At 62.8% G+C, this 26,550-nt stretch carries 29 protein-coding genes; 10 read left to right on the top strand and 19 right to left on the bottom strand.

The window, feature by feature from the left end:
* Nucleotides 1-6 precede the first annotated feature (6 nt).
* On the bottom strand, nucleotides 7-921 hold the full coding sequence (locus AC0L2Z_RS19825; RefSeq protein WP_023797811.1) for an aldo/keto reductase: 915 nt from the start codon (nucleotides 919-921) through the stop codon (nucleotides 7-9).
* A gap of 214 nt (nucleotides 922-1,135) precedes the next feature.
* Nucleotides 1,136-1,636, bottom strand: coding sequence for a hypothetical protein (locus tag AC0L2Z_RS19820; RefSeq protein ID WP_473629075.1), 501 nt, complete (start codon nucleotides 1,634-1,636; stop codon nucleotides 1,136-1,138).
* A gap of 238 nt (nucleotides 1,637-1,874) precedes the next feature.
* Here AC0L2Z_RS19820 and AC0L2Z_RS19815 point away from each other — a divergent pair, with 238 nt between their 5' ends.
* Both AC0L2Z_RS19815 and AC0L2Z_RS19810 read left to right on the top strand, forming a co-directional pair.
* The gene (locus AC0L2Z_RS19815; protein WP_023797813.1) at nucleotides 1,875-2,720 is read left to right on the top strand and encodes a hydrolase; all 846 of its coding nucleotides are present in this window, start codon (nucleotides 1,875-1,877) and stop codon (nucleotides 2,718-2,720) included.
* 28 nt (nucleotides 2,721-2,748) lie between these two features.
* Nucleotides 2,749-4,335 (top strand): ABC transporter substrate-binding protein, encoded by a 1,587-nt coding sequence (locus AC0L2Z_RS19810; protein ID WP_473629074.1) that lies wholly within the window; start codon nucleotides 2,749-2,751, stop codon nucleotides 4,333-4,335.
* Nucleotides 4,336-4,601: 266 nt separating this feature from the next.
* Here the strand turns inward: AC0L2Z_RS19810 and AC0L2Z_RS19805 are convergent, their stop codons facing one another.
* The gene (locus AC0L2Z_RS19805) at nucleotides 4,602-4,778 is read right to left on the bottom strand and encodes a hypothetical protein (protein WP_473536806.1); all 177 of its coding nucleotides are present in this window, start codon (nucleotides 4,776-4,778) and stop codon (nucleotides 4,602-4,604) included.
* 101 nt (nucleotides 4,779-4,879) lie between these two features.
* On the bottom strand, nucleotides 4,880-5,071 hold the full coding sequence (locus AC0L2Z_RS19800; RefSeq protein ID WP_023797816.1) for a hypothetical protein: 192 nt from the start codon (nucleotides 5,069-5,071) through the stop codon (nucleotides 4,880-4,882).
* Nucleotides 5,072-5,311: 240 nt separating this feature from the next.
* Between AC0L2Z_RS19800 and AC0L2Z_RS19795 the strand changes: the two genes are divergently transcribed.
* Both AC0L2Z_RS19795 and AC0L2Z_RS19790 read left to right on the top strand, forming a co-directional pair.
* The gene (locus tag AC0L2Z_RS19795) at nucleotides 5,312-7,249 is read left to right on the top strand and encodes an adenylate/guanylate cyclase domain-containing protein (protein WP_473629073.1); all 1,938 of its coding nucleotides are present in this window, start codon (nucleotides 5,312-5,314) and stop codon (nucleotides 7,247-7,249) included.
* Between the two features lie 28 nt (nucleotides 7,250-7,277).
* Nucleotides 7,278-7,514 (top strand): hypothetical protein, encoded by a 237-nt coding sequence (locus AC0L2Z_RS19790; RefSeq protein ID WP_128166583.1) that lies wholly within the window; start codon nucleotides 7,278-7,280, stop codon nucleotides 7,512-7,514.
* A 225-nt stretch (nucleotides 7,515-7,739) separates the two neighbouring features.
* Here the strand turns inward: AC0L2Z_RS19790 and AC0L2Z_RS19785 are convergent, their stop codons facing one another.
* The 6 genes from AC0L2Z_RS19785 to AC0L2Z_RS19760 form a co-directional block, all read right to left on the bottom strand.
* Nucleotides 7,740-9,626: an adenylate/guanylate cyclase domain-containing protein gene (locus tag AC0L2Z_RS19785; RefSeq protein ID WP_473629072.1), complete on the bottom strand. Its 1,887-nt coding sequence runs from the start codon at nucleotides 9,624-9,626 to the stop codon at nucleotides 7,740-7,742.
* 452 nt (nucleotides 9,627-10,078) lie between these two features.
* Nucleotides 10,079-10,831, bottom strand: coding sequence for an MOSC domain-containing protein (locus AC0L2Z_RS19780; protein WP_198032780.1), 753 nt, complete (start codon nucleotides 10,829-10,831; stop codon nucleotides 10,079-10,081).
* A 7-nt stretch (nucleotides 10,832-10,838) separates the two neighbouring features.
* Nucleotides 10,839-12,470, bottom strand: a complete 1,632-nt coding sequence (locus AC0L2Z_RS19775) for an ABC transporter ATP-binding protein (RefSeq protein WP_473629119.1) — start codon at nucleotides 12,468-12,470, stop codon at nucleotides 10,839-10,841.
* Between the two features lie 41 nt (nucleotides 12,471-12,511).
* Entirely contained in the window at nucleotides 12,512-13,339 is an 828-nt protein-coding gene (locus tag AC0L2Z_RS19770) for an ABC transporter permease (RefSeq protein ID WP_473629071.1), read from the bottom strand.
* The gene (locus tag AC0L2Z_RS19765) at nucleotides 13,336-14,277 is read right to left on the bottom strand and encodes an ABC transporter permease (protein WP_023797824.1); all 942 of its coding nucleotides are present in this window, start codon (nucleotides 14,275-14,277) and stop codon (nucleotides 13,336-13,338) included. Before AC0L2Z_RS19765 ends, AC0L2Z_RS19770 begins: the two co-directional genes overlap by 4 nt.
* A complete protein-coding gene (locus tag AC0L2Z_RS19760; protein ID WP_023797825.1) occupies nucleotides 14,259-15,458 on the bottom strand; it encodes a C45 family autoproteolytic acyltransferase/hydolase in 1,200 nt (399 codons plus the stop codon). Before AC0L2Z_RS19760 ends, AC0L2Z_RS19765 begins: the two co-directional genes overlap by 19 nt.
* A gap of 140 nt (nucleotides 15,459-15,598) precedes the next feature.
* On the opposite strand from AC0L2Z_RS19760, the gene AC0L2Z_RS19755 reads away from it, so the two are divergent.
* Nucleotides 15,599-16,531, top strand: a complete 933-nt coding sequence (locus tag AC0L2Z_RS19755) for a GntR family transcriptional regulator (RefSeq protein WP_023797826.1) — start codon at nucleotides 15,599-15,601, stop codon at nucleotides 16,529-16,531.
* Between the two features lie 180 nt (nucleotides 16,532-16,711).
* Here the strand turns inward: AC0L2Z_RS19755 and AC0L2Z_RS19750 are convergent, their stop codons facing one another.
* Entirely contained in the window at nucleotides 16,712-16,891 is a 180-nt protein-coding gene (locus tag AC0L2Z_RS19750; RefSeq protein ID WP_084833640.1) for a hypothetical protein, read from the bottom strand.
* 297 nt (nucleotides 16,892-17,188) lie between these two features.
* On the opposite strand from AC0L2Z_RS19750, the gene AC0L2Z_RS19745 reads away from it, so the two are divergent.
* Nucleotides 17,189-17,623 carry a hypothetical protein gene (locus AC0L2Z_RS19745; RefSeq protein WP_084646611.1) on the top strand — a complete coding sequence of 145 codons (435 nt, stop codon included), beginning with the start codon at nucleotides 17,189-17,191 and terminating at the stop codon, nucleotides 17,621-17,623.
* Between the two features lie 197 nt (nucleotides 17,624-17,820).
* Here the strand turns inward: AC0L2Z_RS19745 and AC0L2Z_RS19740 are convergent, their stop codons facing one another.
* Together AC0L2Z_RS19740 and AC0L2Z_RS19735 are read right to left on the bottom strand one after the other, a co-directional pair.
* Nucleotides 17,821-17,985, bottom strand: coding sequence for a hypothetical protein (locus tag AC0L2Z_RS19740; protein ID WP_023797828.1), 165 nt, complete (start codon nucleotides 17,983-17,985; stop codon nucleotides 17,821-17,823).
* A gap of 42 nt (nucleotides 17,986-18,027) precedes the next feature.
* Complete coding sequence (locus AC0L2Z_RS19735) at nucleotides 18,028-18,312, bottom strand: acylphosphatase (RefSeq protein WP_023797829.1); 285 nt, start codon at nucleotides 18,310-18,312, stop codon at nucleotides 18,028-18,030.
* A 164-nt stretch (nucleotides 18,313-18,476) separates the two neighbouring features.
* Between AC0L2Z_RS19735 and AC0L2Z_RS19730 the strand changes: the two genes are divergently transcribed.
* On the top strand, nucleotides 18,477-19,289 hold the full coding sequence (locus AC0L2Z_RS19730; RefSeq protein WP_023797830.1) for a nucleotidyltransferase family protein: 813 nt from the start codon (nucleotides 18,477-18,479) through the stop codon (nucleotides 19,287-19,289).
* The gene (locus tag AC0L2Z_RS19725) at nucleotides 19,282-20,034 is read left to right on the top strand and encodes a metallophosphoesterase family protein (RefSeq protein WP_023797831.1); all 753 of its coding nucleotides are present in this window, start codon (nucleotides 19,282-19,284) and stop codon (nucleotides 20,032-20,034) included. Before AC0L2Z_RS19730 ends, AC0L2Z_RS19725 begins: the two co-directional genes overlap by 8 nt.
* A gap of 16 nt (nucleotides 20,035-20,050) precedes the next feature.
* Here the strand turns inward: AC0L2Z_RS19725 and AC0L2Z_RS19720 are convergent, their stop codons facing one another.
* Together AC0L2Z_RS19720 and AC0L2Z_RS19715 are read right to left on the bottom strand one after the other, a co-directional pair.
* Nucleotides 20,051-21,241, bottom strand: a complete 1,191-nt coding sequence (locus tag AC0L2Z_RS19720) for an NADH-quinone oxidoreductase subunit D (RefSeq protein WP_473629070.1) — start codon at nucleotides 21,239-21,241, stop codon at nucleotides 20,051-20,053.
* Nucleotides 21,242-21,357: 116 nt separating this feature from the next.
* Nucleotides 21,358-21,795, bottom strand: coding sequence for a hypothetical protein (locus AC0L2Z_RS19715; protein ID WP_023797833.1), 438 nt, complete (start codon nucleotides 21,793-21,795; stop codon nucleotides 21,358-21,360).
* 221 nt (nucleotides 21,796-22,016) lie between these two features.
* On the opposite strand from AC0L2Z_RS19715, the gene AC0L2Z_RS19710 reads away from it, so the two are divergent.
* Nucleotides 22,017-22,454 (top strand): CBS domain-containing protein, encoded by a 438-nt coding sequence (locus tag AC0L2Z_RS19710; RefSeq protein WP_287238658.1) that lies wholly within the window; start codon nucleotides 22,017-22,019, stop codon nucleotides 22,452-22,454.
* A gap of 182 nt (nucleotides 22,455-22,636) precedes the next feature.
* On the opposite strand, the gene AC0L2Z_RS19705 is transcribed toward AC0L2Z_RS19710, so the two are convergent.
* From AC0L2Z_RS19705 to AC0L2Z_RS19690, 4 genes are all read right to left on the bottom strand, one after another.
* Complete coding sequence (locus AC0L2Z_RS19705; RefSeq protein ID WP_128173110.1) at nucleotides 22,637-22,996, bottom strand: YybH family protein; 360 nt, start codon at nucleotides 22,994-22,996, stop codon at nucleotides 22,637-22,639.
* Nucleotides 22,997-23,108: 112 nt separating this feature from the next.
* On the bottom strand, nucleotides 23,109-23,333 hold the full coding sequence (locus AC0L2Z_RS19700) for a hypothetical protein (protein ID WP_023797836.1): 225 nt from the start codon (nucleotides 23,331-23,333) through the stop codon (nucleotides 23,109-23,111).
* A gap of 72 nt (nucleotides 23,334-23,405) precedes the next feature.
* On the bottom strand, nucleotides 23,406-24,569 hold the full coding sequence (locus AC0L2Z_RS19695) for an NAD(P)/FAD-dependent oxidoreductase (RefSeq protein ID WP_473629069.1): 1,164 nt from the start codon (nucleotides 24,567-24,569) through the stop codon (nucleotides 23,406-23,408).
* A gap of 2 nt (nucleotides 24,570-24,571) precedes the next feature.
* The gene (locus AC0L2Z_RS19690) at nucleotides 24,572-24,697 is read right to left on the bottom strand and encodes a hypothetical protein (RefSeq protein WP_287171130.1); all 126 of its coding nucleotides are present in this window, start codon (nucleotides 24,695-24,697) and stop codon (nucleotides 24,572-24,574) included.
* A 144-nt stretch (nucleotides 24,698-24,841) separates the two neighbouring features.
* Here AC0L2Z_RS19690 and AC0L2Z_RS19685 point away from each other — a divergent pair, with 144 nt between their 5' ends.
* Nucleotides 24,842-26,209, top strand: a complete 1,368-nt coding sequence (locus AC0L2Z_RS19685; RefSeq protein WP_128166604.1) for an aspartate aminotransferase family protein — start codon at nucleotides 24,842-24,844, stop codon at nucleotides 26,207-26,209.
* The last annotated feature ends 341 nt before the right edge of the window (nucleotides 26,210-26,550 follow it).

The following is a 26,550-nucleotide window of genomic DNA, read 5'->3' as shown; positions in this document are numbered from 1 at the left end:
GCCTGCTTAGAGGTCCCGGACATAGGCCGCCATCCGCTCGCGCATGGCCGTGTCGGGGAGGGGACCGGTCGCCGCCAACAGGTTCTCGCGCACGTGGTCGACGCGGGTGGTGGCGGGGATGGCGACGGTGACGGCGGGATGCGAAACGATGAATTTCAGTATGAACTGCGCCCAGGTCGCAGCACCGATCCCGGCCGCCCAGTCCGGCAACGTCTCGCCCTGGAGCTGGCGCGTCAGCGCGCCTTGCCGAAACGGCCGGTTGATGATGACACCCATGCCGCGCTCGGCCGCCAGCGGCAGCAGCCGTTCCTCCGCTTCACGGTCGACGACGTTATAGGTGAGCTGCACGAAGTCGAGCGGATGCGCGCGCATGATCTGTTCGAACAAGTCGTGCCGCCGTCCTTCGGACGTCGTGATGCCGACATAGCGGATCCGCCCGTCCGCCTTCATGGCGAACAGGGTTTCGAGATGCGTCTCCCAGGCGACGAGGTTGTGGACCTGCACGAGGTCGAAACGCGGCACACCCCAGAAGCGGCGCGACTGCTCGATCTGCGCGGGTCCGTCGGCGGAGGAAGTCCAGACCTTTTCGGCGGAAAACAGCGCTTCGGGCCGACCGAGCTTTTCGAGGCCATAGCCGATCACGGGCTGCGAGGAGCCGTACATGGGCGAGGAATCGATCATGCGGCCGCCTGCCGCGAAGAAGGCCGCCATCACCTCGGCGCACTCGTCGCGCAGCACCGGATCGTCGCCGATATTGAAGGTGATCCAGGTGCCCAGGCCGACAGCGGGAAGCATCTCTCCCGAGGAGGGCACGGTCCGCATCACCGGCGCGGGCGGCGCGCCGGGCGCGGTTGCCGGCAACACCAGAGCCGCGCCGGAAGCGGCGGCAGCCTTAACGAATGTCCTGCGGGTGATGATCATCGTCTGCCATCCCTGTCCTTTCGACCTCTTGTACTCCCGACCCCAAGAATGGTTCCGGCCGACCGGCTTTCCGCAAGGCCGATCGGCGGGGAGCCGGCGGTCGTCTCTGGCAACGGTTCGGATATGGAACGTCTGCCTGAAACAGGAACGAATGCTGCAGGGCCTGGGTTGCGCCAGCCAGCCCGATTAGCTGGAACCCGATTTGCTGGCCGGGTTACCTGGGGCTGGCTCTTGTCCTGACTTGATGGCGCTGGCGGGCATAGGCCACGCAGCCGTCTACCGTGCTGACGCAGAGCGCATCGCGGTGGTTCGGCGTGTTGTTGTCGCCGGCGTAGGCAACCTCGGCAACACGGCCGTCGACCATTCGGATTTGCGTGTTGCAATAGCCGCCAGGATCGACATTGAGCGATCCTCCAATCGTCGGGATCGCACCCACGGCCAAGGTTGGAATCACCACGTTGAGATTGCCGCGTTGAACGGTACGCTGATAGGTCCAGATCTGGCCTCCCCCCGCATCAGCGGTGGCAGTCGGAAAGCCGGCGCACATTCGAACGTCCGCCTCGCTGAGACCGACCATCTCCTTGCGGGCCGCCGCCGTTGTGGCGTCTTCCTTCGGGTGGTTCGACGTGTCGTTAGGCGCGACGCAGGAGGACACGATCGAACTGCCGGCCAGGAGAACAAGAGGGACAAGCCTGCGGATGCGGGAAAATATCATGTGACCGCGAAGTTAGGCGAGCAGACAACCGAGTCAACCTGCACAACTTCACAATGTCGTTGGTCGTGCCGCTCGGCTGGGCTTGACGCGCGACGGCCCGGATAGCTGCTCACGCTTGCCCGATGATGTCAGGCGTTACGCGATGTAAAATACGTACTTTCCTGACGATGTGGATAAACAAATGCTTTTCAGTCACACAAAATGATGAAACAATGAAATTGAGATCAGGGAAAATTCGATGCGCAACGTCAGCGGACATGGCAAGCGCCTGTCCTATTACGATTTCGGGCACACGACGGTGTACGCCTCCCGCTTCGACCAGCGCTTCCCCTATTGCGCCTATGTCCCCGACGACTATGACGAGGACGGCAACAAGACCTATCCGCTGGCGGTGATCGTGCATGGCACCGAGCGCGGCATGCTCGCCTACCGGGACGCCTTCGCCGACTTCGCCGAACAGAACGGCGTGATCGTGCTCGCCCCGCTGTTCCCGGCGAATATCTGTTTTCCGGGCGATCTTTCCTCTTACAAGATGTTGCGCCAGGGCGACCTCCATTACGATGCCGTGCTGCTCGACATGGTCGAGGAGATGCGCGAGCGCTATCGCATCCGCGGCGACCGCGTGCTGATGTACGGCTTCTCCGGCGGCGGCCATTTCACCCATCGTTTCCTGTTCCTCCATCCCGAACGTCTGCTGGCGGCATCGATCGGTGCGCCGGGCGTCGTGACCCTGCTCGACTTCGATCACGATTTCTGGGTCGGGGTGCGCGACTTCGAGAAAGTGTTCGGCAAGACCATCGACCTCGACGCCATGCGCACGGTCGCCGTGCAGATGGTGATCGGTGGTGACGATCTCCAAACCTGGGAGATCACCATCAAACCGGAGGATGACTGGTGGATGCCCGGCGCCGATCTCGCCGGCGCGACCCGCAACGACCGGATCAGATCGTTGAAGGGCAGCCTGGAGAGACATGGCGTCGAGGTGCAGTTGGATGTCGTGCCTGCCATCGCTCACAACGACGGCGCGCTCATCGCCAAGGTCAAGGAGTTCTTTGCGCGGACATTGAATGCCGCGCCCGGCTGAAAAACTGCGGTCAAACTGGAGATAAAAAATGGGAACAGGATTGATGATGGGAAGACGATTGTTTCAGGTGCTGGCGACAATCGCGGTGATGATTTGTGCACTGCCGGCGATGGCGCAGGAGCAGCCGAAAACCGGCGGCACGCTCAAGGTCCGCATCAACGCAGACATCCGCGCCACCGACGGTCTCAATCGCGACGCAAACACCGACACTGTGCTGCACCATATCTTTGAGACGCTGGTGGCTTATCGCGCCGATCTCACGGTCGGCCCGGCATTGGCCGAATCCTGGACAGTATCGGACGACGGCAAGACCTATGCTTTCACGTTGCGCGACGGCGCGGTTTTCCACAATGGCGACGCCGTGACCTCGTCCGACGTCAAATGGAACTGGGACCGCCGCATGGACCCGGCCAATCAGTGGTTCTGCATTCCCTTCTTCGACGGCAGCCAGGGCCTCAAGGTCGAGCAAGTGGCGACGCCTGATCCACGCACCGTGGTCTTCACGCTCAAGGCGCCGAATGCGCTCTTTCTGGCGCAACTCGCCAGTGTCCAATGCAATGGCTGGGTCGCCAGCCCGAAGAATGTCGGCGCCGACGGCAAGTGGCTCGCCGATTCCGCCATCGGCACCGGCCCGTTCACGCTGAAGGAATGGGTCAAGGGCCAGTATCTGGTGCTTGAGCGCTTTGCAGACTACAAGCCGGTGAAGGAGGCGCCGAGCGGCTATGCCGGCAGCCGTGAGGCTTATGTCGACGAGGTGCGCTTCATGGTCATCCCCGACACGGCGGCGGCGGAAACCGCGCTGTTTGCCGGCGAACTCGATGTCCTGCCCGATCTTGAATCATCGCGTGCCGAGGAAGCCAAGTCGCGCGGCATGACGGTGCTGTCGACGCAAGGCCTGTCGTGGACGGTGATCCTGCTGCAGACCAAGGACCCGCTGCTGTCGAACGTCAAAATACGGGAGGCGCTGGCGCATGCCGCCGACATCAACCAGATCGCCGCCGCCAGCACCAGCGGTGCCGCCACGGGAGGTCCCTCGGCCGTCGCCCAGGCGAGCTCGTTCTTCGACGACGATTTCCTCAAATGGCCGGAATACGACCCGGCCAAGGCCAAGGCCCTGCTGGACGAAGCCGGTTACAAGGGCGAGCCGATCAAGATCCAGACCAACACCCGCTACCAGGGCATGTACGAGAACGCCGTGCTGCTGCAGGCGATGCTGACGGCCGCAGGCTTCAACGCCCAGCTCGAAGTGCTGGATTGGGCGGCACAGCTCGACAACTACCTTGTCGGCAAATTCCAGATCCAGTCCTTTGGCTATTCGGCTCGTCTCGATCCGTCGCTGATGTATGGCGTCATCCTTGGCGACAAGGCGACCGACCCGACGGCGCAGTGGGACAGCAAGGAGGCTCTCGATCTCTACACGAAGTCGATGGCCACGACCGACGCCGGGCAACGCAAGGCACTGTTCAAGCAGCTCCATGCACTCATGGCAAAGGATGTGCCGATCCTTGGCCTCTATTACGAGCCGTCCCTCGATGCCGTGTCGCCGAAAGTAAAGGGCTATTCGGTATGGCCCGCGGCAAACCCCCATGTATGGGGTGTCTGGAAAAGCGAATAGGCCGGCGGTTCTCCTGTCGCCAAAAGATCGGAGGCGTGTTGCCCTCCGATCTTTCGTTTGAAGGTACCTGGTGGTGAAAACCTGACGGTTGGTACCCGTCGTGGAAGACCTCTCTGGGTAGGATTTTGCGTTCACGTTCGCAATTAGAACGAGCAACCAGCGCCAATTCCAGTCATTCGTAGCCCTCCTCCAAACCTGACGTTCGCGCTACAGCTCGGCGATCCTGAGCCGACTGTCGGACGGTATGGCTGCCCGGATCCGCCTGGTCAGATCATATGCACGAGGTAGGGTTTTGCCATCTCTTCCTGCACATAGGTTATTCCCTGTTCGGCCAGCGCCGCGTGCAGCGTTTGCGCCGTGGTTTTGAAGATGAGTTGGCCTTCGACGCAAACCTTGTGTTCGCGCGCCCTTCTCCGGAACCACAGTGCCTGCATATATGGCACGCTGCGCCTTAGGCCGACTTGCCGAGAGCTTTTCAGGATAAACCGAATCTGCTCACGCAGGCCCGCGTCGGTGTCTTCGCCGTGTTGAACGCAGTGCTCGATCAGAATCGGGTGGAAGAACGGCGTGAACGCGGTGTTGACCGCACGGGCGGCTTCTGCCGGTCCTCGACCTTGAGTTCGCCCGCCTCGGTCCCCTCGCGAATGATCGGCACAAAGATCGTCACCATTCGCTCGATATGCGACTTGATGATCGCCCGGTTCTCCTGCATGGCGGCGACGATCGTGTCGTGCATGCGCCTTTCCGGGAGTTGACACTCTCGACACTGCGCGAGAAAGGGGCGCATCTTCGAGGCGCCCGCGTCCGCGACTGAGGCGGGCGCTCTTCCATGTTTACGAAAGGAACACCCCTATGAGGATCGGAATCATCGGCGCTGGAAACATCGGCGCCACATTGGTGCGAATGCTTCGGCGCGTCCTCTCCTTAAAGCCGTCACCGGGCTTGCAATGCGGTGGCGCATTATGACGTTGGCCGCATGAGCACGTCCGCACAACCAGTGCGTCTGGTCCGCCCCGAAAAGAAGCGGCGTCGCATCCCCATTGCAGTCATCATGGCGATGAGTTTCGGCAGCCTCGTGTTCCTGTCGGTCGGCGGCGTGCTCGCATTGTCGGTCGGCGCCAACCTTCGCAACACTTTCGACCTGCTCGGCGCCCAGTCGACGCTCCTGATCGATGCGATGGAGGATTTGCTGCGCGCCGAGATGGGGCGCGCCGAGAGCGCCGTGGACGGCGTCGCGCAGCTCTACAAGCAGGGCGAGTTCCAGATCGACGACGAGGCGATGTCGGCGGCACTTGCCAGTGCGCTGGCGGCAGCGCCGGGGGTGAACGCAATGTTGATCTGCACACCCGACCTGATTTGCAGGGGGGCGGCGGTGACCGGGGACAACGACGCCAAATATCCTGCCGGAACGATCCGGAAACTCCCCGCCGAGACCGAGAAATCGCCGCAAGTGCGCGCCGTTCTTGAAGAGCGCCAGCAGGTCGACGGACGCAGGTGGGGCGCCTTCGTGGCCAACGAATATGGCTTGTTCGCCAACGTCTCGGCGCCGCTGTCACGCGATGGCGCCACGAAGGCCTGGGTGATCGCCGCGGTGGAACTGCAGAACTTGTCCAAAATCACGCAGGAACTGTCGTCGCGCTTCGGCACGCATGCCTTCATTTTGGATGGCGACGGATCCATCCTGGCGGACCAGCGGCTGGCTTCCCCGGATGCGCTGAAGAACGGCATCCTGCCGCTGACGCCGCTCGCCAATTTCGGCGATCCGGTTCTCGCCGGATATGAGGCGCGCAAACCGGAAGCGGAGTTCAGCACGCAGCGTACCCGCGATATCGAGGTTGCCGAAATCCAGGTTGACGACAAGGACGGTTCGACGTCATGGGACGGAGAGAACACTTACGTCGCTATTACCCGTGAGATCACCGGCTATGGCGACCGGCCCTGGACGCTCGGCGCATATTTCAAGACCAGTCAGATCGGTGACGAAATCGAGCGCGTCATGGGATCGGCCATGCTTGGACTTGGCGCGATGGCGGTGGCGGTCATCGTCGCGATTCTTCTCGGCAAGCGCCTGTCGCGCCCGATCCAGGCGATTGCCGGCCAGGCCACGCGCGTCGCCGATTTCGATCTCGACGGCGTGACCCCCCTGCCGCGCAGCAGGGTGCTGGAGTTGGACAACCAGGCTTCGGCCTTCAATGCCATGCTGATCGGTCTGCGTGCATTCTCGACCTATATTCCGCGCTCGCTGGTGGCCAAGCTGGTGCGCACCGGAGAGATCGGCATCGCCGAACCGCGCGAAGCGGTCGTCACCGTCATGTTCACCGACATCGCCGGCTTCACCACCCTGTCGGAGCAGATGGACGCCGCCGCCGCGGCCAGGCTGCTGAACCACCACTTCGCGATCCTGTGCGGCGCGGTCGATGCACATGGCGGTACTGTCGACAAGTTCCTGGGCGACGGCATGCTGGCGTTCTTCGGCGCGCCGGATCGTCTGAAGGGCCATGCCGCCGCGGCCGTCCGCGCAGCCGCGGCGATCCGCGAGGAGCTGGACAAGGACAATCTGGAAGCGGCTGGCGAAGGCCGGCCTCCACTTCATGTCCGCATCGGCATCCACACGGGCTCCGTCATCGTCGGCAATATCGGCGCATCCGACCGCGTCAACTATACGATCGTCGGCGACACCGTGAACGTCAGCCAGCGGCTGCAGGACCTCGGCAAGCAGCTCGAACCGGGCGCCACCGCCGCAATCGCCATTTCCGGCGAGACCGCGTCGCGGCTCGACGAAAGGTTCGAAAGGATCCCGGCGGGCAAGCACCGGCTGCGCGGCCGCGGCGAGGCGACGGAGGTCTTCCAGCTTGGCAAAGTCGCGACGTCAGCATCGCCCCCTATGGACGTTCACCGCGCCCAAGCGGGCTGAGTAACATGGCGACAAGGCGACCGACCCGATGGCGCAGTGGGACAGCAAGGAGGCCCTCGATCTCTACACGAAGTCGATGGCCACGACCGACGCCGGGCAACGCAAGGCACTGTTCAAGCAGCTCCATGCACTCATGGCAAAGGATGTGCCGATCCTTGGCCTCTATTACGAGCCGTCCCTCGATGCCGTGTCGCCGAAAGTAAAGGGCTATTCGGTATGGCCCGCGGCAAACCCCCATGTATGGGGTGTCTGGAAAAGCGAATAGGCCGGCGGTTCATCTGTCGCCGAAAGATCGGAGGCGTGTTGCTCTCCGATCGTTCGATTGAAGGTACCTTCGCAATTAGAACGAGCAACCAGCGCCAGAAGCGGCCAATCAGACACACTTCGGACATGACGGCAATGGGCCGGTTGCGGTGTTGAGCAGATACATCTGAAATTTACGCCACTGCGACACGAGCTATTTCGGTCGTCAGGGAAGCTCGCTGAAGGGCTACTTCAGGCACTCGGGAAGACGTTTTGGAACAGTCATCTTAGCCAGTTGCTCGTCGGATGCACACAGCGGGAAACCGGTCAGGACCAAGGTTTCCAAGTAGCGCTCGCGCTCGGTGGGGCTTATCCCCGGCGCGTTGACCATACCTTCGACGGTCATGTCCGGGTAGTGCTTGAGCGCCTCCTTGACTGAGGCTTGCGCTTCTTCCATCCGGCCCGCGCCTGCGAGCGAACCGCTGCGCACCATCCATCTCCACTGGTTGTAGTTGTCAGGTGTCAGGCCGTCCATCATTTTCAGCGCATCGTCGTATCGCCCCACCATAAAGTAAGCGTTAGAGAAGAGGCCGGTGGCCCACATCGGGTAGTTAGGATCGAGCCGGATCACCCGATCGACCAATTCGGCACCTCGTTCTGGTTCACCGAAGGACGCGGCCCAGCCGGCATAGAAGGTCAGGATTTCAGCCGAACCGGGCGCGAGGCTCAGGGCTATTTGCAGCTCAGCTTTCGCGCGCGAAAGCTCGCCCCGCTCGCCTAAGCTCATGCCCAGCGCGGCGTGAGCTTCAGCGTCGCTCGGATCAAGTCGCACGGCGCGTTCGGCTGCATCGGCAGCCGCCTTTGCTTCTGTCTCGGGATTGACGCCGAAGTTCGCCAATAGCGAGTGAGAGTGGTAAAGTTCGACCCAGGCGCGGGCCAAGCCGGGATCCAGCTCGACGGCGCGGTTGAGCAGCACGATGGCCTGCTGAATATCGTCTTTGGTGATCCGCGCAAGCTTCTCGGTGCCAAGCAGATAAAGCTCGTATGCGCTAAGGTTCTCTGGCGGCTTGCGCTTGGCCGCAGCTCGGCCAGCTTTCTGGATCAGCCCCTCGCCGCCGCCTAGCCGGTTGGTGACTTGCTCAGATATCTCAGTCTGGACTGCGAACACATCTTCGGTGGGCCGGTCCCAGCGCTCCGACCACAGATGATTGCCGGATTGGGCATCGATCAGTTGCGCGGTGATCCGGACGCGGCCGCCCTGGTGCTGGATCGAGCCTTCGAGCACGTAGCCGACATGGAGCGCTTTAGCGACTTCGCGCACATCCACCGGCTTGCCCTTGTAGACTTGCGTCGAATTGCGAGCCACCACCTCCAATTCCGGGAAGCGTGCAAGGTCAGTGATGATGTCCTCTGTGAGGCCGTCGGCCAGCCGTCCAGTAGCCTCGTCGCCGCCATAATTTTCAAACGGCAGCACCGCTACCGATGGCCTGGCACTCACCGGCGCCGCCGGCCAGAATTGCCAAGCCGCTGCGGCGGCAAGCAGAAGGGCCACGGCCACCGCCATCCCCTCTAGCGCCCACCGCGGAGGAGACCGTATTGAGCGATGGCGGATGCCCTGTTTTTCAAGCGTTATGCGGAAAACCTGCACGGGTTCGGTGACGTTCTTGACCTTCTTCTCGCCCAAAGGTTCGAAACCGAAGGCAAGCTTTTTCTCGACCTCCTTGGCCACCTTACCGGAGACACAGATGCCGCCGGATTCCGCCAATTGTTGGAGCCGGGCGGCAATATTGACCCCGTCGCCGTAACGGTCGTCACCGTCGATTATCACCTCGCCAAGATTTATTCCGATCCTGACCAAGATCTGCTCGGCCTCGGGAAGCGACGCATTGCGCTCGGTTAGGCCACGCTGCAGCGAGACTGCACATTCCACCGCATCGACCACGCTGGCAAACTCGGCCAGCAAGCCGTCGCCCATGAGCTTGAAAATGCGACCGTGGTGCCGCGCAATCTCTGGTTCGAAAAGCTCTGCGCGACCAGCTTTCAGCCGTGCAAAAGTCCCCGCTTCATCACGCTCCATTTGAGCGGAATAGCCGACCACATCAGCAGCCAGAATGGCAGCAAGCTTGCGGTCCATGTCTAAGACCCTGCCTTCAGCTGAATAGTAGACGGCTTCCGACTAAGCGTAAAGGCGCTCGAAATTGCGCAGGGAGGGGGCAGTTCGCTAGGCTGACGCTGGTCTCTGGTCCGAGCTCATCATGGCAATGCTCCGATGATGGTTAGGCTGATCTTCAAGGCGGTGATTTTGCCAAGGTCCACAATTGGGCACAACCGCGGCTGTCACTGTGGTCGCTGGGACGTCGGCTTCAGGAAGCGGTCAAACCGATCGCAGCGTCCGAGATCGGCGCGAGGCCGACATCTTTTATGGCATCACGACCGTCTGCTTCGGGTCACCACTTCCCCTTCGGACTCTCCTGCGGAAGGGGAGAAAAGTGGTCGTGAGCTGTATTCGCCCCCGGCGCCAAGCGTTGGATGTTCACCTCTAGCGTCACGACGTGCCGCCGCCCGGCGTCGAAAGCTGGACAAAGGTCAGGCTTCGTTCAAGGTGACCTGGTCGCCCAGCCTGATCTTGCCCGGTTCGATGATTTGGCAGAGCGCGCCGAAGCCGCCTTCGCCATGGCGCGCTATGGTTTGCAGCACTGCCGGCTCGAAGGCGAGATCGCCTTGTGCCAGCGCTGTGAAGGTGCAGCGCGCGCACGGTTCCGAGATCACGATCCGCGCCTTGCCGATCGCCAGCACTTTCCCGATGATCTGCTGCTCGACGAAACCTCCCCGCGAAACGTCGGTTTCGATCACGATGTTGGGCCGGAACCGCCTGGAATCCACTTGCGAAGGATCCTCAAGCAGGCCGGCAAGTCTGTTCATCGAGGCTGACGTGACGATGTGGAGGTCGGCGCGCTGATAGCGTGGCGCGATATGATCCTGGGCTTCCGAGCCGAAGCGGACATGTGGGTGCAGCGCCGCCGGGAAATCGAGGAAGGCCGAAACCAGCTCGCCTGCGAGGCTGGAGCCGGCATCGATCCAGGAGCCGTCCAAGCCGATTTCCGGCCGGTCACCCTTCAGCCTTGCAACAAGGTTGGGCAGCGGTCGCCAGTATTTTAGCTTCTCCGGCGCGGCAACAGCGCCGTCGCGCCGGTCGATGATGCCCCAGATCCGATCGCCCGGAATCCCGCCCTCCGCAAGCTCGGTCCCGTCCAGCCGTTCGCCGCCCATCGAACTGATGGGGTATCGCCAGATCTCCGTGATACGGCCAAACGCTGTCATGGTGCGGCGACGAGCCATGCCGTCCTCATCGAGCCACTGCCTTGCGTGCGCCCGCGCCATCGGCGAAATGGCGATCGATCAGCATCGCCGCATCGAGAAGGGCGCGTGTGTAGGCGTGGCGCGGTCGATCGAAGACGTCGTCGCGGTCGCCGATCTCGACAATCCTTCCGTCCTGCATGACGGCGACCCGATCGGCAACCTGCTCCACCGCACCCAGATCATGCGAGACGAACAGGCAGGCGAACCCGTAGCGTTCCTGCAACGACCGGATCAGAAGCAGGATCTGTTTCTGCACCGTCATGTCGAGCGCCGAGACCGGCTCGTCGGCGACGACGAAGGCCGGTCGCCTGACGATCGCCCGGGCGATCGCGACGCGCTGGCGCTGGCCACCCGAAAGCTGATGCGGGAAACGCTTGAGAAGGTCGCGCGTCAGCCCCACTTCCTCGATGACCTCATCCATGCGCGCGGTCCGCCGCTTGCGGTCCAATTCGGTGTCGAGCTTCAGCGGCTCGGTGATGATCTCGGCAATCGACTGGCGAGGGTCGAGCGACGAATAGGGGTCCTGGAAGACGATCTGCATGTCACGACGCTGCGCACGCGCGTCAGCGGATCGATCGTTTGCAATCGCCGTGCCAAGAAACGAGATCGTTCCACTGGCCGGCCTGACGAGACCGACAATGGCGCGCCCGAGGGTCGTCTTGCCGGAGCCCGACGCGCCGACCAGCGCCAGGGTTTCGCCGCGCCGGATGGTCAGGTCGACGCCGTCGACGGCGCGCTTCGGCGACGCGCGCCCAAACAGCCTGGGACGGCCCGGATAGTCGATGACGACATTGCTGATCTCGACCAGGGGCGGGCCGTCGACGGTTTTTCTCGATCCGCCGGCGCTGCGCTTGGGAAGCGCATCCACCAACCGCTTCGTGTAATCGTGCTGCGGTGCGTGAAGCACTTGGGTGCTGCTTCCCTGTTCGACCGCCTTGCCTTCGCACATCACCGTCACGTTGTTCACATAGTGCGACACCATGCCGAGGTCGTGGCTGATCAGCAGGACGCCGGTTCCGTTCTCCCGCGTCAGCTCGACCATCAGGTCAAGCACGTCGCGCTGCACCAGCGTGTCGAGCGCGGTGGTCGGCTCGTCGGCGATCAGCAGGCGCGGCTTGAGCAGCATGACCGATGCGAGCATGATGCGTTGGCGCATGCCGCCGGAGAATTCGTGCGGATAGGCCGCAAGGCATTTGCCGGGATCCTTGATCTGGATCCTCTCCAGCATTGCCAGCGAGCGGTCCTTTATCTCGGCGCGCGACATGGCGCTATGCAGGCGCAGACCCTCCGCCATCTGCTCGCCGATGGTGACGGCGGGATTGAGCGAGACCATCGGCTCCTGGAAAACCATGCCGATCCGCGCACCGCGTATCTGGCGCAGCGCCTTTGGAGCGAGGCCGGTGAGCTCTTGTCCTTCGAAGTGGATGCTGCTGTCCGGCGTCGTGACCAGCGGGGCAGGGAGCAAGCTCACGATCGAGCGGGCCGCCATCGTCTTGCCCGAACCGGATTCGCCGACCAGCGCCAGCATGTCACTGGGGGCGAGGTCGAAATTCAGCCCGTCGACGATCCGCTTTCCCGATGGCCCGACCGAGATCGACAGGTTGCGCACTGAAAGCATCGTGTTGTTGTCCGCGGTCGGCACGAGCATGTTTCCAGGACCTACATTTTCGGGTCGAGCCAGTCGCGCACCGCGTCGCCCAGCATGTTGATGCCGAGCAGCGTGATCGAGATGCAGAGACCCGGCAGGATGATCAGATGCGGCGCCTGGCCGATATAGGGCCGAGCCGTCGACAGCATGTTGCCCCAGCTCGGCGCTGGAGGTGGGACGCCCAGTCCAAGAAAGCTCAGCGCGCTCTCCGACAGGATGATCCAGCCGAACATTGTGGTGGCGAGCACGATGATCGGGGCGACGCAGTTGGGCAGCACGTGCCGCGCCATGGTGATGATCTCGCTGTTGCCCATCACCCGCGAGGCCTCGACATATTCCCGCTCGCGAATGGACATCACCGAGGCCCGCACCACGCGCACCACGATCGGCATGTAGGCAAGGCCGAGCGCAACGATGATACCCTCGCGGCTGGCGCCGATCACCACCATCAGACCGAGCGCCAGAAGCAGGCCGGGGAATGCGAGGAAGGCGTCGTTGACCATCATGACGACGCGATCGACCCAGCCGCGCAGGAAACCGGCGAGAACGCCGAACACGATGCCGAGGATCAAGGCGAAGGCGACTGTCGCAAAAGCGATCCAGGCGCTGGTCCGCGCGCCGCTGGCGAGGCGGCTGAGCACGTCGCGCCCGAACTCGTCGGCACCGAGCAGGTGCTGGGGCGACGGCCCGCTGAGCCGCAACGGCAGATCGAGCTTGAGCGGATCGTAGGGGGCGATCCATGGACCGAACACCGCCAGAAGGATCAATGCCCCGGTGACGGCAATCCCGAAGGTCGCATTGAATTTCAGGCCGGGCCGGCCGAGCGCACGGGCGATCATGCGGCGACCCTCGGATCGAGCAGCGGATAGACGAGGTCGACGAGAAGGTTGACCACGACATAGATGAAGGCGATGAACAGCATCGTTCCCTGAATCACCGGATAGTCGCGGGCATAGATGGCGTCGACCAGCAGCCGGCCGAGGCCGGGAATGGTGAAGACGGTCTCGATGACGACGATGCTGGAAAGCAGGCTGCCGAGCACCAGGCCGATCAGGGTCAAGGTGGGCGCGAAGGCGTTCTTGAAAGCATGGCGCCACATCACAGCGCTTTCGGAAAGTCCCTTTGCCCGCGCATGGGTGATGTATTCCAGCCGCGCCACCTCGATCGTGCTGGCCCTGGCCATGCGCGCGATCGGGCCGGACTCGACGAGCACCAGGGTGACCACGGGCAGGATCACATAGAGAGCGGCTTGCGCGAAGTCGCGGCTGAAGGGCACGTAGCCGACGATCGGCAGCCAGCCGAGATAGAGGCCGAAGATCAGCATCAGCATCAACCCCAGCCAGAAACTGGGGATCGAGAGCAGGATGGTCGAGGTGGCGACGACGGTGATGTCGCCAAGACTGTCCTGTCTCCAGGCGGCCAGCATGCCGGCCGGCACGGCGATGACGGAGGCGACAAGCACGGCCAGGAGGACGATGATCGAGGAGACGGCAAAACGGTCGAGGATCAGCGGCAGCACCTCTTGCCCGCTGCCGATCGAGCGCCCGAAATCGCCTGTAAGGACGTTGCCGGCCCAGATCAGATATTGCACCACCACGGGCTGGTCGAGCCCCATCTGATGCCGCATGGCTTCGACCTGTCCGGGCTGTGCGAGGTCTCCCAGCATCAGCGTCGCAGGATCACCCGGGATGAAGCGCATCATCACGAAGACCGCAACCGACACCAGGATCAGGGTCGGTATGGCGCTGGCGATGCGGGTCAGGACAAAGCGGACCATCGTTTCTCCTGTGCTGATATCGAAGGTCGCCCCCGTGCCAGCATCGCCTTCTCGGCGCGCTCGCGGACCTCGTCGTCGAGGGTAAGTTCGTAGCGGGTGAATTCGCGGTTCTCGGCCGGCAACGGTGCGATCTCCATGACGCCGGCGGCTGGTTCGAAGACGATCATCGCCACCGTCGCCGAGAGATTGCCGCCTTTCTTCCTGATCCGCGGACGACAGACGCTGAACGGCGAAGCGAAATCGTCGAAGAGAGCTTCCTTCAAATCGTCGATCGTGACGTCCCCATGCCGCGCCGACAGGCGACGGCGCACGCGCTGGTCGCGATAGAGACTGTCCGGCACGTCGCGAAGCCCGGTTTCGCGCAGCTTCGACAACGCCACCGGGCTCTGCCAGTGATTGGCGTGGACGATCATGTCGTCGTCCGGATAGATGGCGAAGGCCTCGTCCGGCGCGCATTCGAAATCGACCGCGAAGCCCTCGGCGGTGCTCAGGATCATGTTGTTGGAGCCGGATTTCGGTGTCGTCGCCACCACCTTGATGGCGTCCGCGAAATGCTGCGCTTCAAGCGCCCGGCGCCGGATGAAGGGCAGCGGAATTCCGATCTCGCGATAGTCGCGGTCCGATTCGAGATAGTTCGCGGTGATGCCGATGCCGGCCGCGTTGAAGCCGCTGCGCGCCAGTCCGCCGGCTTCGGTGAAGGTGAGGAGGTCCGGCCCGTCCGTTCGCCGGATGCGCAGCACCACCGAGGTCTCGGCGCATTCGGCCTTCCAGTCCCAGTTCTGGCCATGGATGAGCCTGCCGTTGCGGGTCGCCTCCGGCAAGATCACAGCGCCCGTGCAGCCGTCGGGCTCGTCGTCGGAAATGCCTTTCTCGCGCCGGGCGAGCTGCAGGATTTCGGTACGCGCGTTGACCAGGACGATCGAGGACAGGTCGAGATTGGCGCCTGACGCGATCCCTTCCATTTCCTCGACGAGATCGGGCGCCCGTTGCCGCAAGCGAGGCAGGAAGATTTCGGAAAACCGCGCGACATCGTCCCGCCCGAAGCCGAACCGGTCGAGCTGCCCTGCGTAGAGCGCCACCGAAGCGCCGATGCGACCGCGCGCCTGTTCGCCATAGGCCATGCCGCGCGCTTTCGGCGCTCCTTCGATCTCGACAAGCGGAAAAGGTGCGACTGTTGTCATCAAGGGAAGCCTCAACTCGTTGAGTTCGGATACTAATGCATTTTGATTGAATGAAAAGCAGGAAAATTCGATAGATTGCCAGTTCGAACTGCGTGGCGCATATCTATAATGCGAAGATGCGAACGCCTGAGGAAGTGCCTATGAATGAAACGATCATCGACCGGCCGGCACGCGGCGAGACGGCCAGTCCGCTGCAGATCGATCTGGCGCGGCGGATCCTGGAGCGGATCAGGGATTCGGGCTGGACGGTTGGAACCCGCGTCTCGGTGCCCGACCTTGCCCGCACCTTCGGCGTCTCGCGTTCTCCGATCAGCGCGGCGTTGGAGCTGCTGGTCGCCCAGGGCATCTTGAGCCCGTTCGAGACGAGGGGGCTGCAATTGGCGCGCGAGGTCGCCGACCTCGACCCTGAGGATATCCTGCCCAGTTCACCGCTCGAGGAGCTTTACCGCAGGATGATGCGTGAGCGCGCGCTCGGCCAGCTGCCGCAAGAGGTGTCCGAGGCGGAACTGATGCCGCGCTATCAGGTGTCGCGCGGCGTCGTGCGCAAGCTTTTGCTCCGCTTTGCCGCCGAAGGGCTGGTGCAGCGCCTGCCGGGGCATGGCTGGCGTTTCGCCGACACACTGGTCGGCGAGGACGCCTACCGGGAAAGCTATGAATTCCGGACGGCCGTCGAATGCGCGGCGCTGCGGTCACCCATGTTCAATGCGGATCCTCAGCAACTGGCGCCGGTCCGCCGCGCTCACCAGCGCATCCTGGCGATCGTGTCGACGGGCAAGACGCTGATCGGCGGCGACGAATGGTTCCGGATCAACGCATCCTTTCACGAAGGGCTTGCGGCCTGTTCCGGCAACCGGTTCCTGGCGGATGCGGTGCGCCAGCAGAACAATCTGCGCCGGTTGCAGGAGTCGGCGGGTTTCGAGGAACTGCCGGCGGAACGCATCGAGCAGTCCTGCCGGGAACATCTGGCCATCCTCGATGCCGTCGAGGCGGGCGAGATCGAATGGGCCGAGGCGCTGCTGCGCCAGCATCTAAGGCAGGCATCCGAGTTCGCTTCGCCGCAGCGCTCGATCTGATGCCTGCTATGTCCGCGACGATGAGCATTTCCGTCGTCATTTTCCGCGCCTGATCACCACTGACAGCACCGAGACGACGGCGAAGCAGCCCGCATGCTGGCCGCTCAGTGAGCCAACGCGCCGACGCCATCTCGGATCCATGCGGGATCTGGGCGATCTGGAACGAGCGTCTCCGCTCCGTCAACTCCCGGGAACTTTGGGACTGATTTTCAGCGGCGCATCATTCTCATCCGGATTGGGGACAGGAGCTTCGTCGGGAAGTCTGTCCGGGTCCGGCTCACGCACCGGCTTCGGTTCAGGAAACGGCGGCGGTGTGGGCGCGGGAGTGGGCGTTGGTTCGGGAGTGGGAAGAATGGCCATGGTGTGATTTCCTTCCGCTCGCACTCTGCCTTGGCGGGTCACCGACGTCGGCTGGGATTTTTGAAGCCACCCGTTTCGATCGGTTTTCGCTCGGGCTGACGCACGCAGAACGACCACGCATGCCTATGGTTCCGACGCGAACTCCGATGATCCACGCAGGCATCGGCATTCGTGGCCGGACGGGGCCGTCAGAAAAGTGATCGAATGGTCCGCCCATGAGGGCCTTGCCGGCGTCGTGGAGCGCCATAATTTCCATTTCAGGGTGGGACGAACTCACCTGCTGAATAGGAGGCGGCCGTGAAGCACCAAACACTTGACCAACTGCATACCGTTGCCGACGTTCACGCTGAAGCAACAGACCTCGTAGCGACTCGAAGCCAGCGTCTCGAACGTTGGGCGAAACTGCTGGAGAAAAATCCCGATCGACGTCTCGAAGCGTTGACCGGCACCGAATACAAGTCCCCTGAGATACGCGAGAAAATGCGTTACAACGACTCGCCTCTCACGGTTGCCTTCGAGGACCCGATCTTTCGCGCGCAAGGCTTGAGAGATGACACCTACGGTGAAGCCAAGCGCTTCTTCGAGCTGACCGACTGGCAGCTGCACGAAATCGTCTGCCATTGCCATGTCGGCGCCTCGATACGAGCGCGATGGGCTGCCTCTCGCGTCCGTTCGGCAATGTCCGAAAGGTTTGGTTTCTTCGCCTGGCTGCGAGGAATATTCATGCACTGACGCTTCGGGCACTGACGCTACGGCATTGACGCTGCCGGCATTTATGTTGGGGGCCGGCATGTTCGGGTGATGGGGCGGCGAAGTGATTTCCACGCCTCGCATCAGCGGTCGTTGATGAGCGGATAGGCCGTTTCGACGGCGATCCGCCATCGGCGAAGCTCGAACCATAGGCTCGATACCACAGGGATGCGCGGATTTCAGTCGGCGGGCGCCGTGTAGCGACGATGGACTGCTTCCGCAATGGCGGCGCGGCTTTCCATGAGGATCGAGCTATCGTCATCCTCGATGACAGCCGCTGCCTCCGCAAGCGCCTTTTCCTTGACCTGTTGCGGAACCGCTGGCTGTCGATTGCTCCCGCGCAAGGCAACGTCGCGGAGGCTTGGCCTTCAAGCCGGTACACACTCCTAGCCGATGATCCTGAATCCGTTCGGCTCCTGGCCGGCATCGACGTCCTGGGATGTCACGCTGGAGACCGACGCTCCGGTCGGCCCTTTCCACAACCGGTCCAACATGGTCGAAACCGCGCCTTCGGCTCCGACGATCAGTGCCGTTACGGATCCATCCTCCTCATTGCGAACCCACCCGGACAGACCGAGCCTCTCGGCCTCGGTCCGTGTCCACACGCGAAACGAGACGCCTTGCACCCTTCCCCTCAGTCTGACGCGTACCGCCTTGCGCCCGTCCTCCATGGTCGCCTCCGTGCAGTTGGTTTGTTCACACCTTCAACTCACCAGCGGCGAGAAAGGCTCCGCCATCACATTTTACGCTTTATGACGGCAACGGAACCATGCGGCGGCGGCTTTGTTTAAAAGACGGACAGCTGCAGGTTGCTGGGCCTCGGAGCCACGATTTCATGACCAACGATTCTCCAACGGGAGGCGCCATCCCGGCATCCGTTCCGACGATCGATCCGAAAGCGGCGCCGACGCTTCAACACGCCGAGGCCGAGGTCTTTTATACAGAGGCGATCCGCGAACTCGCCGCAACGGACATCCCCTTTCTTGTCGCCGGCACCTACGCGGTGAGCGCCTATACGGGCGTCACGCGCCAGACCAAAGACCTCGACATTTTCTGCAAGGCCGGCGACTACGCGCGCATCCTGGCGCATTTCAAGCAAGCCGGCTATGCGGTCGAGATCGTGGACGACCGGTGGCTTGGAAAGGTCTTCAAGAGCACGCATTTTTTTGACGTCATATTCGCATCGGCGAACGGCACCATGCCGGTCGGCGATCAGTGGCTGGAGCATGCGCGGCAAATCGAGCTGCTGGGCAGTCAGGTGCGGATCGTCGGTCCGACCGAGCTTATCTGGTCCAAATGCTTCATCCAGGACAGAAGCCGCCACGACGGCGCCGACATCGCTCATACCATCCTCAAGGCGCAGGATCAGATCGATTGGCGCCGGCTGCTTTCCTACCTCGAAGTCCACTGGGAGGTGCTGCTGATGCAGCTTCTCAATTTCCGCTGGATCTATCCGAGCGAGCGCGATCACGTTCCCGCCTGGCTGCTCGACGAATTGCTTGACCGGCTCGCCAAGCAGCGGGAGTTGCCTACGCCCCGAATGAAAATCTGCCGCGGGCGCCTGCTTTCGCCGACCGACTACGAGATCGACGTCAAGGAGTGGGGTTTTGCCGGCGTCGGCGGAACAGGAGAATTTCGTGATGGCTGAGAGGAACGAGGCTGCTACGGCAAGGGTTGGGAACGGCGGCACCGTGAGGATTGCGGCTATCGGCGACCTGCATGTGCGGGAAGACGCCCAAGCCTCCTGCCGTGATCTCTTCGGCGAAGTTTCGCGCGAAGCGGACGTCCTCGTGCTCACTGGCGACCTCACCAATCTCGGCAAGCCGCGTGAGGCCGAAATCCTTGCGGAGGATTTGCGCGCCTGCGCAATCCCGGTCGTCGCCGTGCTCGGCAACCATGACTATGAATCCGGCGCGGTCGAGGACGTCGCCCACATCCTTCGGCAGGCGGGCGTCCATCTTCTTGACGGCCAGACCACGGAAATCAAGGACGTCGGCTTTGTCGGCGTGAAGGGGTTCATTGGCGGTTTTGGATCACGCATGCTCGGCTCCTTCGGCGAGCCGGCGATCAAGGCGATGGTCGCCGAAAGCGTCAGCGAATCGATGCGGCTCGAAAACGCAATGCGGCAGGTTCGCACCAATCGTACGCTTGTCGTCCTGCACTACGCTCCGGTGGTCGAGACGGTCGCCGGCGAGCCATTGGAGATTTTTCCGTTCCTGGGCTCGTCGCGGCTGGCGGAGACGATCGATCGGTTCAAGGTCAGCGCCGTGGTGCATGGCCACGCGCATCGCGGCATCTATGAAGGTCGCACGCCCGGCGGTGCCCCGGTCTACAACGTCGCCATGCACGTGGCGAAGCCGACCGGCCGTCCCTACGCCCTGCTCGAAATCTGAAACACCCCGCGCCTCGTCAGCGATCGATCTCGCCGAACACGATATCGAGCGAGCCGATGATCGCGGCGACATCGGCGAGCATGTGCCCGCGCGACAGAAAATCCATCGCCTGCAGATGGGCAAAGGACGGCGCGCGGATCTTGCACCGATAGGGAGTATTGCCGCCGTTCGAAACCAGATAGACGCCGAACTCGCCCTTCGGCGCCTCCACCGCGGCGTAGACTTCTCCGGCGGGCACGCGAATACCCTCCGTGTAGAGTTTGAAATGGTGGATGGTCGCTTCCATCGAGCGTTTCATCGTCGCCCGCGGCGGCGGCGTGATCTTTTGGTTCGGAATTGCCACCGGCCCTTGGCCTTCGGGCGATCGCAATTTCTCCAGGCATTGCCTCATGATCCGCACCGACTGGCGCATTTCCTCCATGCGGACGAGATAGCGGTCGTAACAGTCGCCGTTCTTGCCGATGGGAATGTCGAAATCCATCTCGGGGTAGCATTCATATGGCTGTGCCTTGCGCAAGTCCCACGCCGCGCCCGACCCGCGCACCATGGGGCCGGAGAAGCCCCAGGCCCAGGCGTCGTCGAGGCCGATCACGCCGACACCGACGTTGCGCTGCTTGAAGATACGGTTTTCGGTGAGCAACTCGTCGAGGTTGCCGCAAACCTTGAGGAACGGATCGCAGAAAGCCCAGATGTCGTCCAGGAGCTTCGGAGGCAGGTCCTGGTGCACGCCACCGACCCTGAAATAATTCGCATGCATGCGGGCGCCGGAGGCGCGCTCGTAAAACACCATCAGCTTCTCGCGCTCGGCAAAACCCCAGAGCGGGGGCGTCAGCGCGCCGATATCCATGGCCTGTGTCGTGACGTTGAGGAGATGCGACAAGAGCCGGCCGATTTCGCAAAACAGAACACGGATGAGCTGTCCTCGCTTCGGGACCGAGATTTCCAACAACTTCTCGGCGGCGAGGCAGAACGCATGCTCCTGGTTCATCGGCGCGACATAGTCGAGCCGGTCGAAATAGGGCAGAGCCTGCAGATAGTTCTTGTACTCGATCAGTTTTTCGGTGCCGCGGTGGAGCAGGCCGATATGGGGATCGGCGCGATCGACGACCTCGCCGTCCAGTTCGAGCACCAGGCGCAGCACGCCGTGAGCAGAGGGATGCTGCGGTCCGAAGTTGATGGTGAAGTTGCGAACTGCGGCTTCGACCATGACGCTGCTCCGCTGTACCGGGTTTCAGGGCCGAAGCCCAGTGCTCCGGCCCGCCACGCCCGGACCACCGATCAGGTGCCCGCCAATCACGTGCCCGCCAATCACGTGCCCGCCAATCACGTGGTTGTCTGGATGATCAGAGTCAGCATGCCGTCGCCGTCGATGTTGGCGGCAACAACCTGCGACGAATCCAGCCCGTTCGCCGCCAGCACCGATGCTGCCTGTGGCGAGGCATCGATCGAGCTCTGCAGAGTAAGCAGATCTTCAACGCTGGTCTGGGTGATCACGGCCTCGGCTTGCGTCTTGAGTTCCGGCGGCAAATCCTCGAGGGCGACAATGGCAATGCCAGTAAAATTCTGGTCGGTGAAACCTTGATCCGGCAGGGCTTGGTCAGGCAGGGCCTGGTCAGGCGTTTGGTTGGGCAAGCTTGGATCGGGCAGGGCTTCCGGAGCCGGGGGTGCGATTTGGGGAAGCTGCGGGTCGGTGGATTGCGCGTGGATCGGCTGCGCCAGGGCCAATCCCGAAAGGGCGGCAATTGTCGTCAATATGCGCATGATCGTTCCTTCCGTTTTCCGTTTTGCTCGAGGAGGATCACCTGGTGACCACACAACCATTGTCCCGGATTATGGTTCCCGTCCGTCACGGATATGGCCATGGTGGAGCCTATCCTGGCGCGAGCGGTCGAACGATGGAACGATTCCGACAGGCGTTCATTCTCCCCTGATCACACCTTCATCACAGGATCGGCGGGGCGCTGCAGCTCGAGGAGAAAGCCATGAGAATCAGCGAGTGCATGACACGGAAAGTTCAGGTCGCCAGTCCGGACCAGTCCTTGCGGGATGCCGCACGAGCCATGGCCGATCTTGACGCCGGTGTTCACCCCGTGGGTGAGAATGAGCGGCTGGTCGGCATGATCACGGACCGCGACATTGCCGTCCGTGGCATCGCGGAGGGCAGAGGTCCCGACACCAAGATCAGGGATGTGATGAGCGCGGAGGTACAGTGCTGCTTTGACGACCAGGAAGTCGGCGATGTCCTTCAGAATATGCGCGATCTCAAACTGCGGCGAATGCCGGTGATCAGCCGCGACCGGCGGTTGGTTGGCATTGTCTCGCTCGGCGACCTCGCCACGAACGGCGAGCCCGCCTGGGCCGGCGAAGCGCTGGGCGGCATTTCGCAGCCGGGCGGCGACCATTCTCAGACGGCGCACTGATGCATCATAAACAGATTTGAAGTTCCTGCTCGATCGACGGCATCGGCGTTCAGGAACTTCGAATCCACAACCGTACTGGAGTCACTCCTTTGCGCTACAGGGCCGCACGCCCGGACGCGCGAGCACTTGGTTTGCGCATGATTCCCAGCGAAAATCGATTTCCGGGATCATCCGGGCCGACGCTACGCTACGGAGAATCGATCGATGACCCACAGCCATGTCCCGTCGCCCTGGCGGCGGGCGACCTCGGCGGTTACGGTGCCATCGGGAAGATGGGTTGACGTCAGTGCCAAATCTCCGCTGACAACAGCCGGAGCCTGATTTCCGGCGGCATATTTTCGGCCCGTTGCGGTGATGTCGGCGAAGAGTGCCCGGATCGCTTCGCGGCCACGCGTCAGTCGCCCGTCACCGCTGTCGACGACGGCATGCGGCTCAAAAAGCGCGGCCATGCCGTCGATGTCTCCCACCCACTGCCGGGAGATCAGCAGACGCTCCAGATCCTGGGGATCACGCGCCGGCTCGCGGCTTGCTTCATCGGTCATGGCGAAACTCCTCCGACGCTCGGTAGCAAAGCGTTCGATCCTGCGCCAAGTTTCGTTGGAAGACGAGCCGCAAGCTCCGCCATGCTGATCGCAAGGTGGAGCAGCCTGGCGATCATCCTCCCCAGCCGAGATCGCGATCCGCAACGCGCCATTCGGCGGTGCGGGCGCGGCGCCGGTGGCTGCGGCTGTCGTTGAGGAAGTCGGCGATCCTTGCCGCCGACTTCGCCGAGGCGAAAGTCAGCAGCCGATCGTGATGGACGACGGGCTCGCCGGTCTCATTGTCCCAGATCTCGAACCGGCAGCTTGGGTTCGGTATGGCTTCGAAACGGATCTTCATATCGATGGTCCCGGTGATCGTCGGACCGAGGTTCCGCGATCCCGGCTTATGGATGGCTTACGGGCGTTTGGATTATGCCTTTGGCAGCGGGCGCGCTCGCGCGGGTCGCCCTCGGCTAGCCGCCTTCGGCGCGAGGCGCTGGGCGACATGGTCGGCGATCGCCAGGCTTGAGGTCAGGCCGGGGCTCTCGATGCCGAACAGATTGACCAGGCCCTCCACGCCATGCACCGCCGCGTCCTGGATGACGAAGTCGGCATTGGCTTCGCCGGGACCGGAGAGCTTCGGCCGGATGCCGCTATAGGCCGGCCGCAGGCTGCCATCGGCCAGGTCCGGCCAGTATTTGCGGATCTCGTCGTAGAAGCGCTCGCCACGTATTGGATCGACGCGATAGTCGAGTTGATCGGTCCATTCGACGTCAGGCCCGAAGCGGGCGACGCCGTCGAGGTCGAGCGTCAGATGGACGCCGAGCCCGCCGGGTTCGGGCACGGGATAGACCAGCCGCGAGAACGGCGCCCGGCCGGCGACCGAAAAGTAATTGCCCTTGGCGTAGCGAAGTTCTGGCACGAATTGCCGGTCGAGCCCGTCAAGCGAGCCGGCAAGTGCCGTGGCGCCGAGCCCGGCGGCGTTGACGAAGCGCGCGGTGGCGATTTCAAAGCGCTCGCCGCTGGTGCTGTCGATCGTGTCGAGCACGATGCGCCCACCTTCAATGGCGCCCGAGGCGATGCGTGTGTTGAGGCTGAGCGCCGCCCCGTGCTCCTCGGCGTCGCCCAGCAGCGCAAGCATCAGCGCGTGGCTGTCGATGATGCCGGTGGCGGGAGACAAAAGCGCGGCCGTGCCGCGCAGCTTGGGCTCCAGCCTGCGCGCCTCTGCTGCGGTCAAGGGCGTCAAATCGCCCGCGCCGCAAGCAGCGGCATTGGCCAGGATCGAAGCGAGCATCGGCTCCTGTTCGGCATCCGTGGCGACGATGAGCTTGCCGCAGCGCGCATGCGGCACCGCCCGCTCCTGGCAATAACGGTAGAGCCTTTCGCGGCCTGCCACGCAGAGCCGGGCCTTCAGCGATCCGGCCGGATAGTAGATGCCGGCATGGATGACCTCGGAATTGCGCGAACTGGTCCCGGTGCCGATGGCGTTCTCGGCCTCGAGGATCAGGGTGTCCATGCCACGCCGCGCCATCTCTCGCGCGATCGCGAGGCCAATGACGCCGGCGCCGGCAACGATGCAGTCGACATGGTCCACGATCAGGCCACCTCAGCCTTGTTGTTGTGCCTGCTGGTGAGCCGTTCGGGAATCAGGTCTTGGCCATGCGCACAGCCGCCTTGGCGCAGGTTCCGGCGTTCAGCAGCCCCGAAGCTGAAATTCTGCATGTCTTTCGTCCATCCGCCGGCCCTTCCGAAAGGTCTTGACACCCTTACAAGAAACGGATGCAGCAAACAGCATTAATCCAGAGGCCGATGCGCACGCCGAACGGCGGCAGGACGCACGTCCCGGCATGCAGGACAGGAGCCATCATGGACGCTCGACCGAATTCTCCCGAAGCCCGCGACATCAGCTACCACATGCACGGCTACACCAATGCCCGCAAGCACGAGGAAGCAGGGCCACTGGTCATCGAGAAGGGCGACGGCATCTATGTCGAGGATCTCGCCGGCAACCGCTATATCGAGGCGATGGCCGGGCTTTGGAGCGTCGCGGTCGGCTTCTCCGAGAAGCGGCTGGTCGACGCTGCGGTGCGCCAGATGTCCAAGTTGCCTTACTATCACGACTTCGGTTCCAAATCGCATTCGCCGCTGATCGATCTCGCCGAGAAGCTGGTGCAGATGGCGCCGGTGCCGATGAGCAAGGCGTATTTCACCAATTCCGGCTCCGAGGCCAACGATACGGCCATGAAGATGATCTGGTACCGGTCGAATGCGCTCGGCCAGCCGGCGCGCAAGAAGATCATCAGCCGCATTCGCGGCTATCACGGCGTCACCATTGCTTCGGCGAGCCTGACCGGGCTGCCCAACAACCACAATTCCTTCGACCTGCCGATCGCCAATGTGCTGCACACCTCGACGCCGCACCACTGGCGCGAGGCGCTGCCGAATGAGAGCGAAGGAGAGTTTTCGAGCCGGCTTGCTGACGATCTGGAAAAGCTGATCCTGGCCGAAGGACCGGAAACCGTCGCTGCCTTCTTCGGCGAGCCGATCATGGGCGCCGGCGGCGTCATCGTGCCGCCGGCAGGCTACTGGGAGAAGATCCAGGCGGTGCTGTCGAAATACAACATCCTGCTCGTCGCCGACGAGGTGATCTGCGGCTTTGGCCGAACCGGCGAAATGTTCGGCTCGCAGACCTTCGGCATCAGGCCCGACATCATGGTGCTGTCGAAGCAGATCTCTTCGTCCTACCTGCCGATCTCGGCCTTGCTGATCAACGAGAAGGTTTTCGAGCCGATTGCCGACGAAAGCAATCGCATCGGCACCTTTGGCCACGGCTTCACCGGCGGCGGCCATCCCGTTGCGGCGGCGGTCGCGCTGGAGAACCTGAAGCTGATCGAGGAACGCGATCTCGTCGGCAATGCGCGCACGGTCGGCGCGCATATGCAGAAGCGGCTGCGCAAGCTCGCTTCGCACCCGCTTGTCGGCGAGGTGCGCGGCGTCGGCCTGATCGCGGCGGTCGAACTGGTCGGCGACAAGGCGAACAAGACGCCGTGGGAGACGGCCGGCGCGCTGGGCGGGCTCGTCAACGGTTTCATGCAGCAGAACGGCGTCATCTCGCGCAACATGGGCGATGCACTGGCCTTCTGCCCGCCGCTGATTATCACCGAGCCCCAGGTCGATCAGGTGATCGACGCGTTTGAAAGGTCGCTTGAAGCCGCGGCCAAGCAGGTCCTGTAGTGGCGCCCGTCGCTCGAGATCATGCCGTTATAAGAGAACCGCATTTTTCTTATAACTGGAGCCGCCTGACATGAAGACGGTCGTCCGCAAGCGGCGTTATAAGAAAATTGCGAAAAACTTATAACGCCGCAGGAGAGGTTCAGGAATCCTTGTTGCCGTCGTGCGGCCAAATCAGAATGGTTTTGCGCGCAGACCCTGGGACCCATTCCGTTACCTCGGAGCGCTGCTGCGGTGCAGAACGCTTTGATCGCGGAGGGACAGCGCCCCATAGGCGCTAACTTAGGGCACGAGCGTTATCCTTGCTGCGGCGGATTGGCTTTTTCGTCGCCTCGGTGGATCGC

This window comes from Mesorhizobium sp. WSM4850 (genome assembly GCF_055811735.1).
This window is presented reverse-complemented; position numbering and strand designations above follow the sequence as displayed.

Bases quoted from the DNA above. Each gene is read 5' to 3' on its own strand.
- AC0L2Z_RS19825 (WP_023797811.1), bottom strand. From the start codon at position 921: ATGATCATCACCCGCAGGACATTCGTTAAGGCTGCCGCCGCTTCCGGC.
- AC0L2Z_RS19820 (WP_473629075.1), bottom strand. From the start codon at position 1,636: ATGATATTTTCCCGCATCCGCAGGCTTGTCCCTCTTGTTCTCCTGGCC.
- AC0L2Z_RS19815 (WP_023797813.1), top strand. From the start codon at position 1,875: ATGCGCAACGTCAGCGGACATGGCAAGCGCCTGTCCTATTACGATTTC.
- AC0L2Z_RS19810 (WP_473629074.1), top strand. From the start codon at position 2,749: ATGGGAACAGGATTGATGATGGGAAGACGATTGTTTCAGGTGCTGGCG.
- AC0L2Z_RS19800 (WP_023797816.1), bottom strand. From the start codon at position 5,071: ATGCACGACACGATCGTCGCCGCCATGCAGGAGAACCGGGCGATCATC.
- AC0L2Z_RS19795 (WP_473629073.1), top strand. From the start codon at position 5,312: ATGAGCACGTCCGCACAACCAGTGCGTCTGGTCCGCCCCGAAAAGAAG.
- AC0L2Z_RS19790 (WP_128166583.1), top strand. From the start codon at position 7,278: ATGGCGCAGTGGGACAGCAAGGAGGCCCTCGATCTCTACACGAAGTCG.
- AC0L2Z_RS19785 (WP_473629072.1), bottom strand. From the start codon at position 9,626: ATGGACCGCAAGCTTGCTGCCATTCTGGCTGCTGATGTGGTCGGCTAT.
- AC0L2Z_RS19780 (WP_198032780.1), bottom strand. From the start codon at position 10,831: ATGGCTCGTCGCCGCACCATGACAGCGTTTGGCCGTATCACGGAGATC.
- AC0L2Z_RS19775 (WP_473629119.1), bottom strand. From the start codon at position 12,470: ATGCTTTCAGTGCGCAACCTGTCGATCTCGGTCGGGCCATCGGGAAAG.
- AC0L2Z_RS19770 (WP_473629071.1), bottom strand. From the start codon at position 13,339: ATGATCGCCCGTGCGCTCGGCCGGCCCGGCCTGAAATTCAATGCGACC.
- AC0L2Z_RS19765 (WP_023797824.1), bottom strand. From the start codon at position 14,277: ATGGTCCGCTTTGTCCTGACCCGCATCGCCAGCGCCATACCGACCCTG.
- AC0L2Z_RS19760 (WP_023797825.1), bottom strand. From the start codon at position 15,458: ATGACAACAGTCGCACCTTTTCCGCTTGTCGAGATCGAAGGAGCGCCG.
- AC0L2Z_RS19755 (WP_023797826.1), top strand. From the start codon at position 15,599: ATGAATGAAACGATCATCGACCGGCCGGCACGCGGCGAGACGGCCAGT.
- AC0L2Z_RS19750 (WP_084833640.1), bottom strand. From the start codon at position 16,891: ATGGCCATTCTTCCCACTCCCGAACCAACGCCCACTCCCGCGCCCACA.
- AC0L2Z_RS19735 (WP_023797829.1), bottom strand. From the start codon at position 18,312: ATGGAGGACGGGCGCAAGGCGGTACGCGTCAGACTGAGGGGAAGGGTG.
- AC0L2Z_RS19730 (WP_023797830.1), top strand. From the start codon at position 18,477: ATGACCAACGATTCTCCAACGGGAGGCGCCATCCCGGCATCCGTTCCG.
- AC0L2Z_RS19725 (WP_023797831.1), top strand. From the start codon at position 19,282: ATGGCTGAGAGGAACGAGGCTGCTACGGCAAGGGTTGGGAACGGCGGC.
- AC0L2Z_RS19720 (WP_473629070.1), bottom strand. From the start codon at position 21,241: ATGGTCGAAGCCGCAGTTCGCAACTTCACCATCAACTTCGGACCGCAG.
- AC0L2Z_RS19715 (WP_023797833.1), bottom strand. From the start codon at position 21,795: ATGCGCATATTGACGACAATTGCCGCCCTTTCGGGATTGGCCCTGGCG.
- AC0L2Z_RS19710 (WP_287238658.1), top strand. From the start codon at position 22,017: ATGAGAATCAGCGAGTGCATGACACGGAAAGTTCAGGTCGCCAGTCCG.
- AC0L2Z_RS19705 (WP_128173110.1), bottom strand. From the start codon at position 22,996: ATGACCGATGAAGCAAGCCGCGAGCCGGCGCGTGATCCCCAGGATCTG.
- AC0L2Z_RS19700 (WP_023797836.1), bottom strand. From the start codon at position 23,333: ATGAAGATCCGTTTCGAAGCCATACCGAACCCAAGCTGCCGGTTCGAG.
- AC0L2Z_RS19690 (WP_287171130.1), bottom strand. From the start codon at position 24,697: ATGCAGAATTTCAGCTTCGGGGCTGCTGAACGCCGGAACCTGCGCCAA.
- AC0L2Z_RS19685 (WP_128166604.1), top strand. From the start codon at position 24,842: ATGGACGCTCGACCGAATTCTCCCGAAGCCCGCGACATCAGCTACCAC.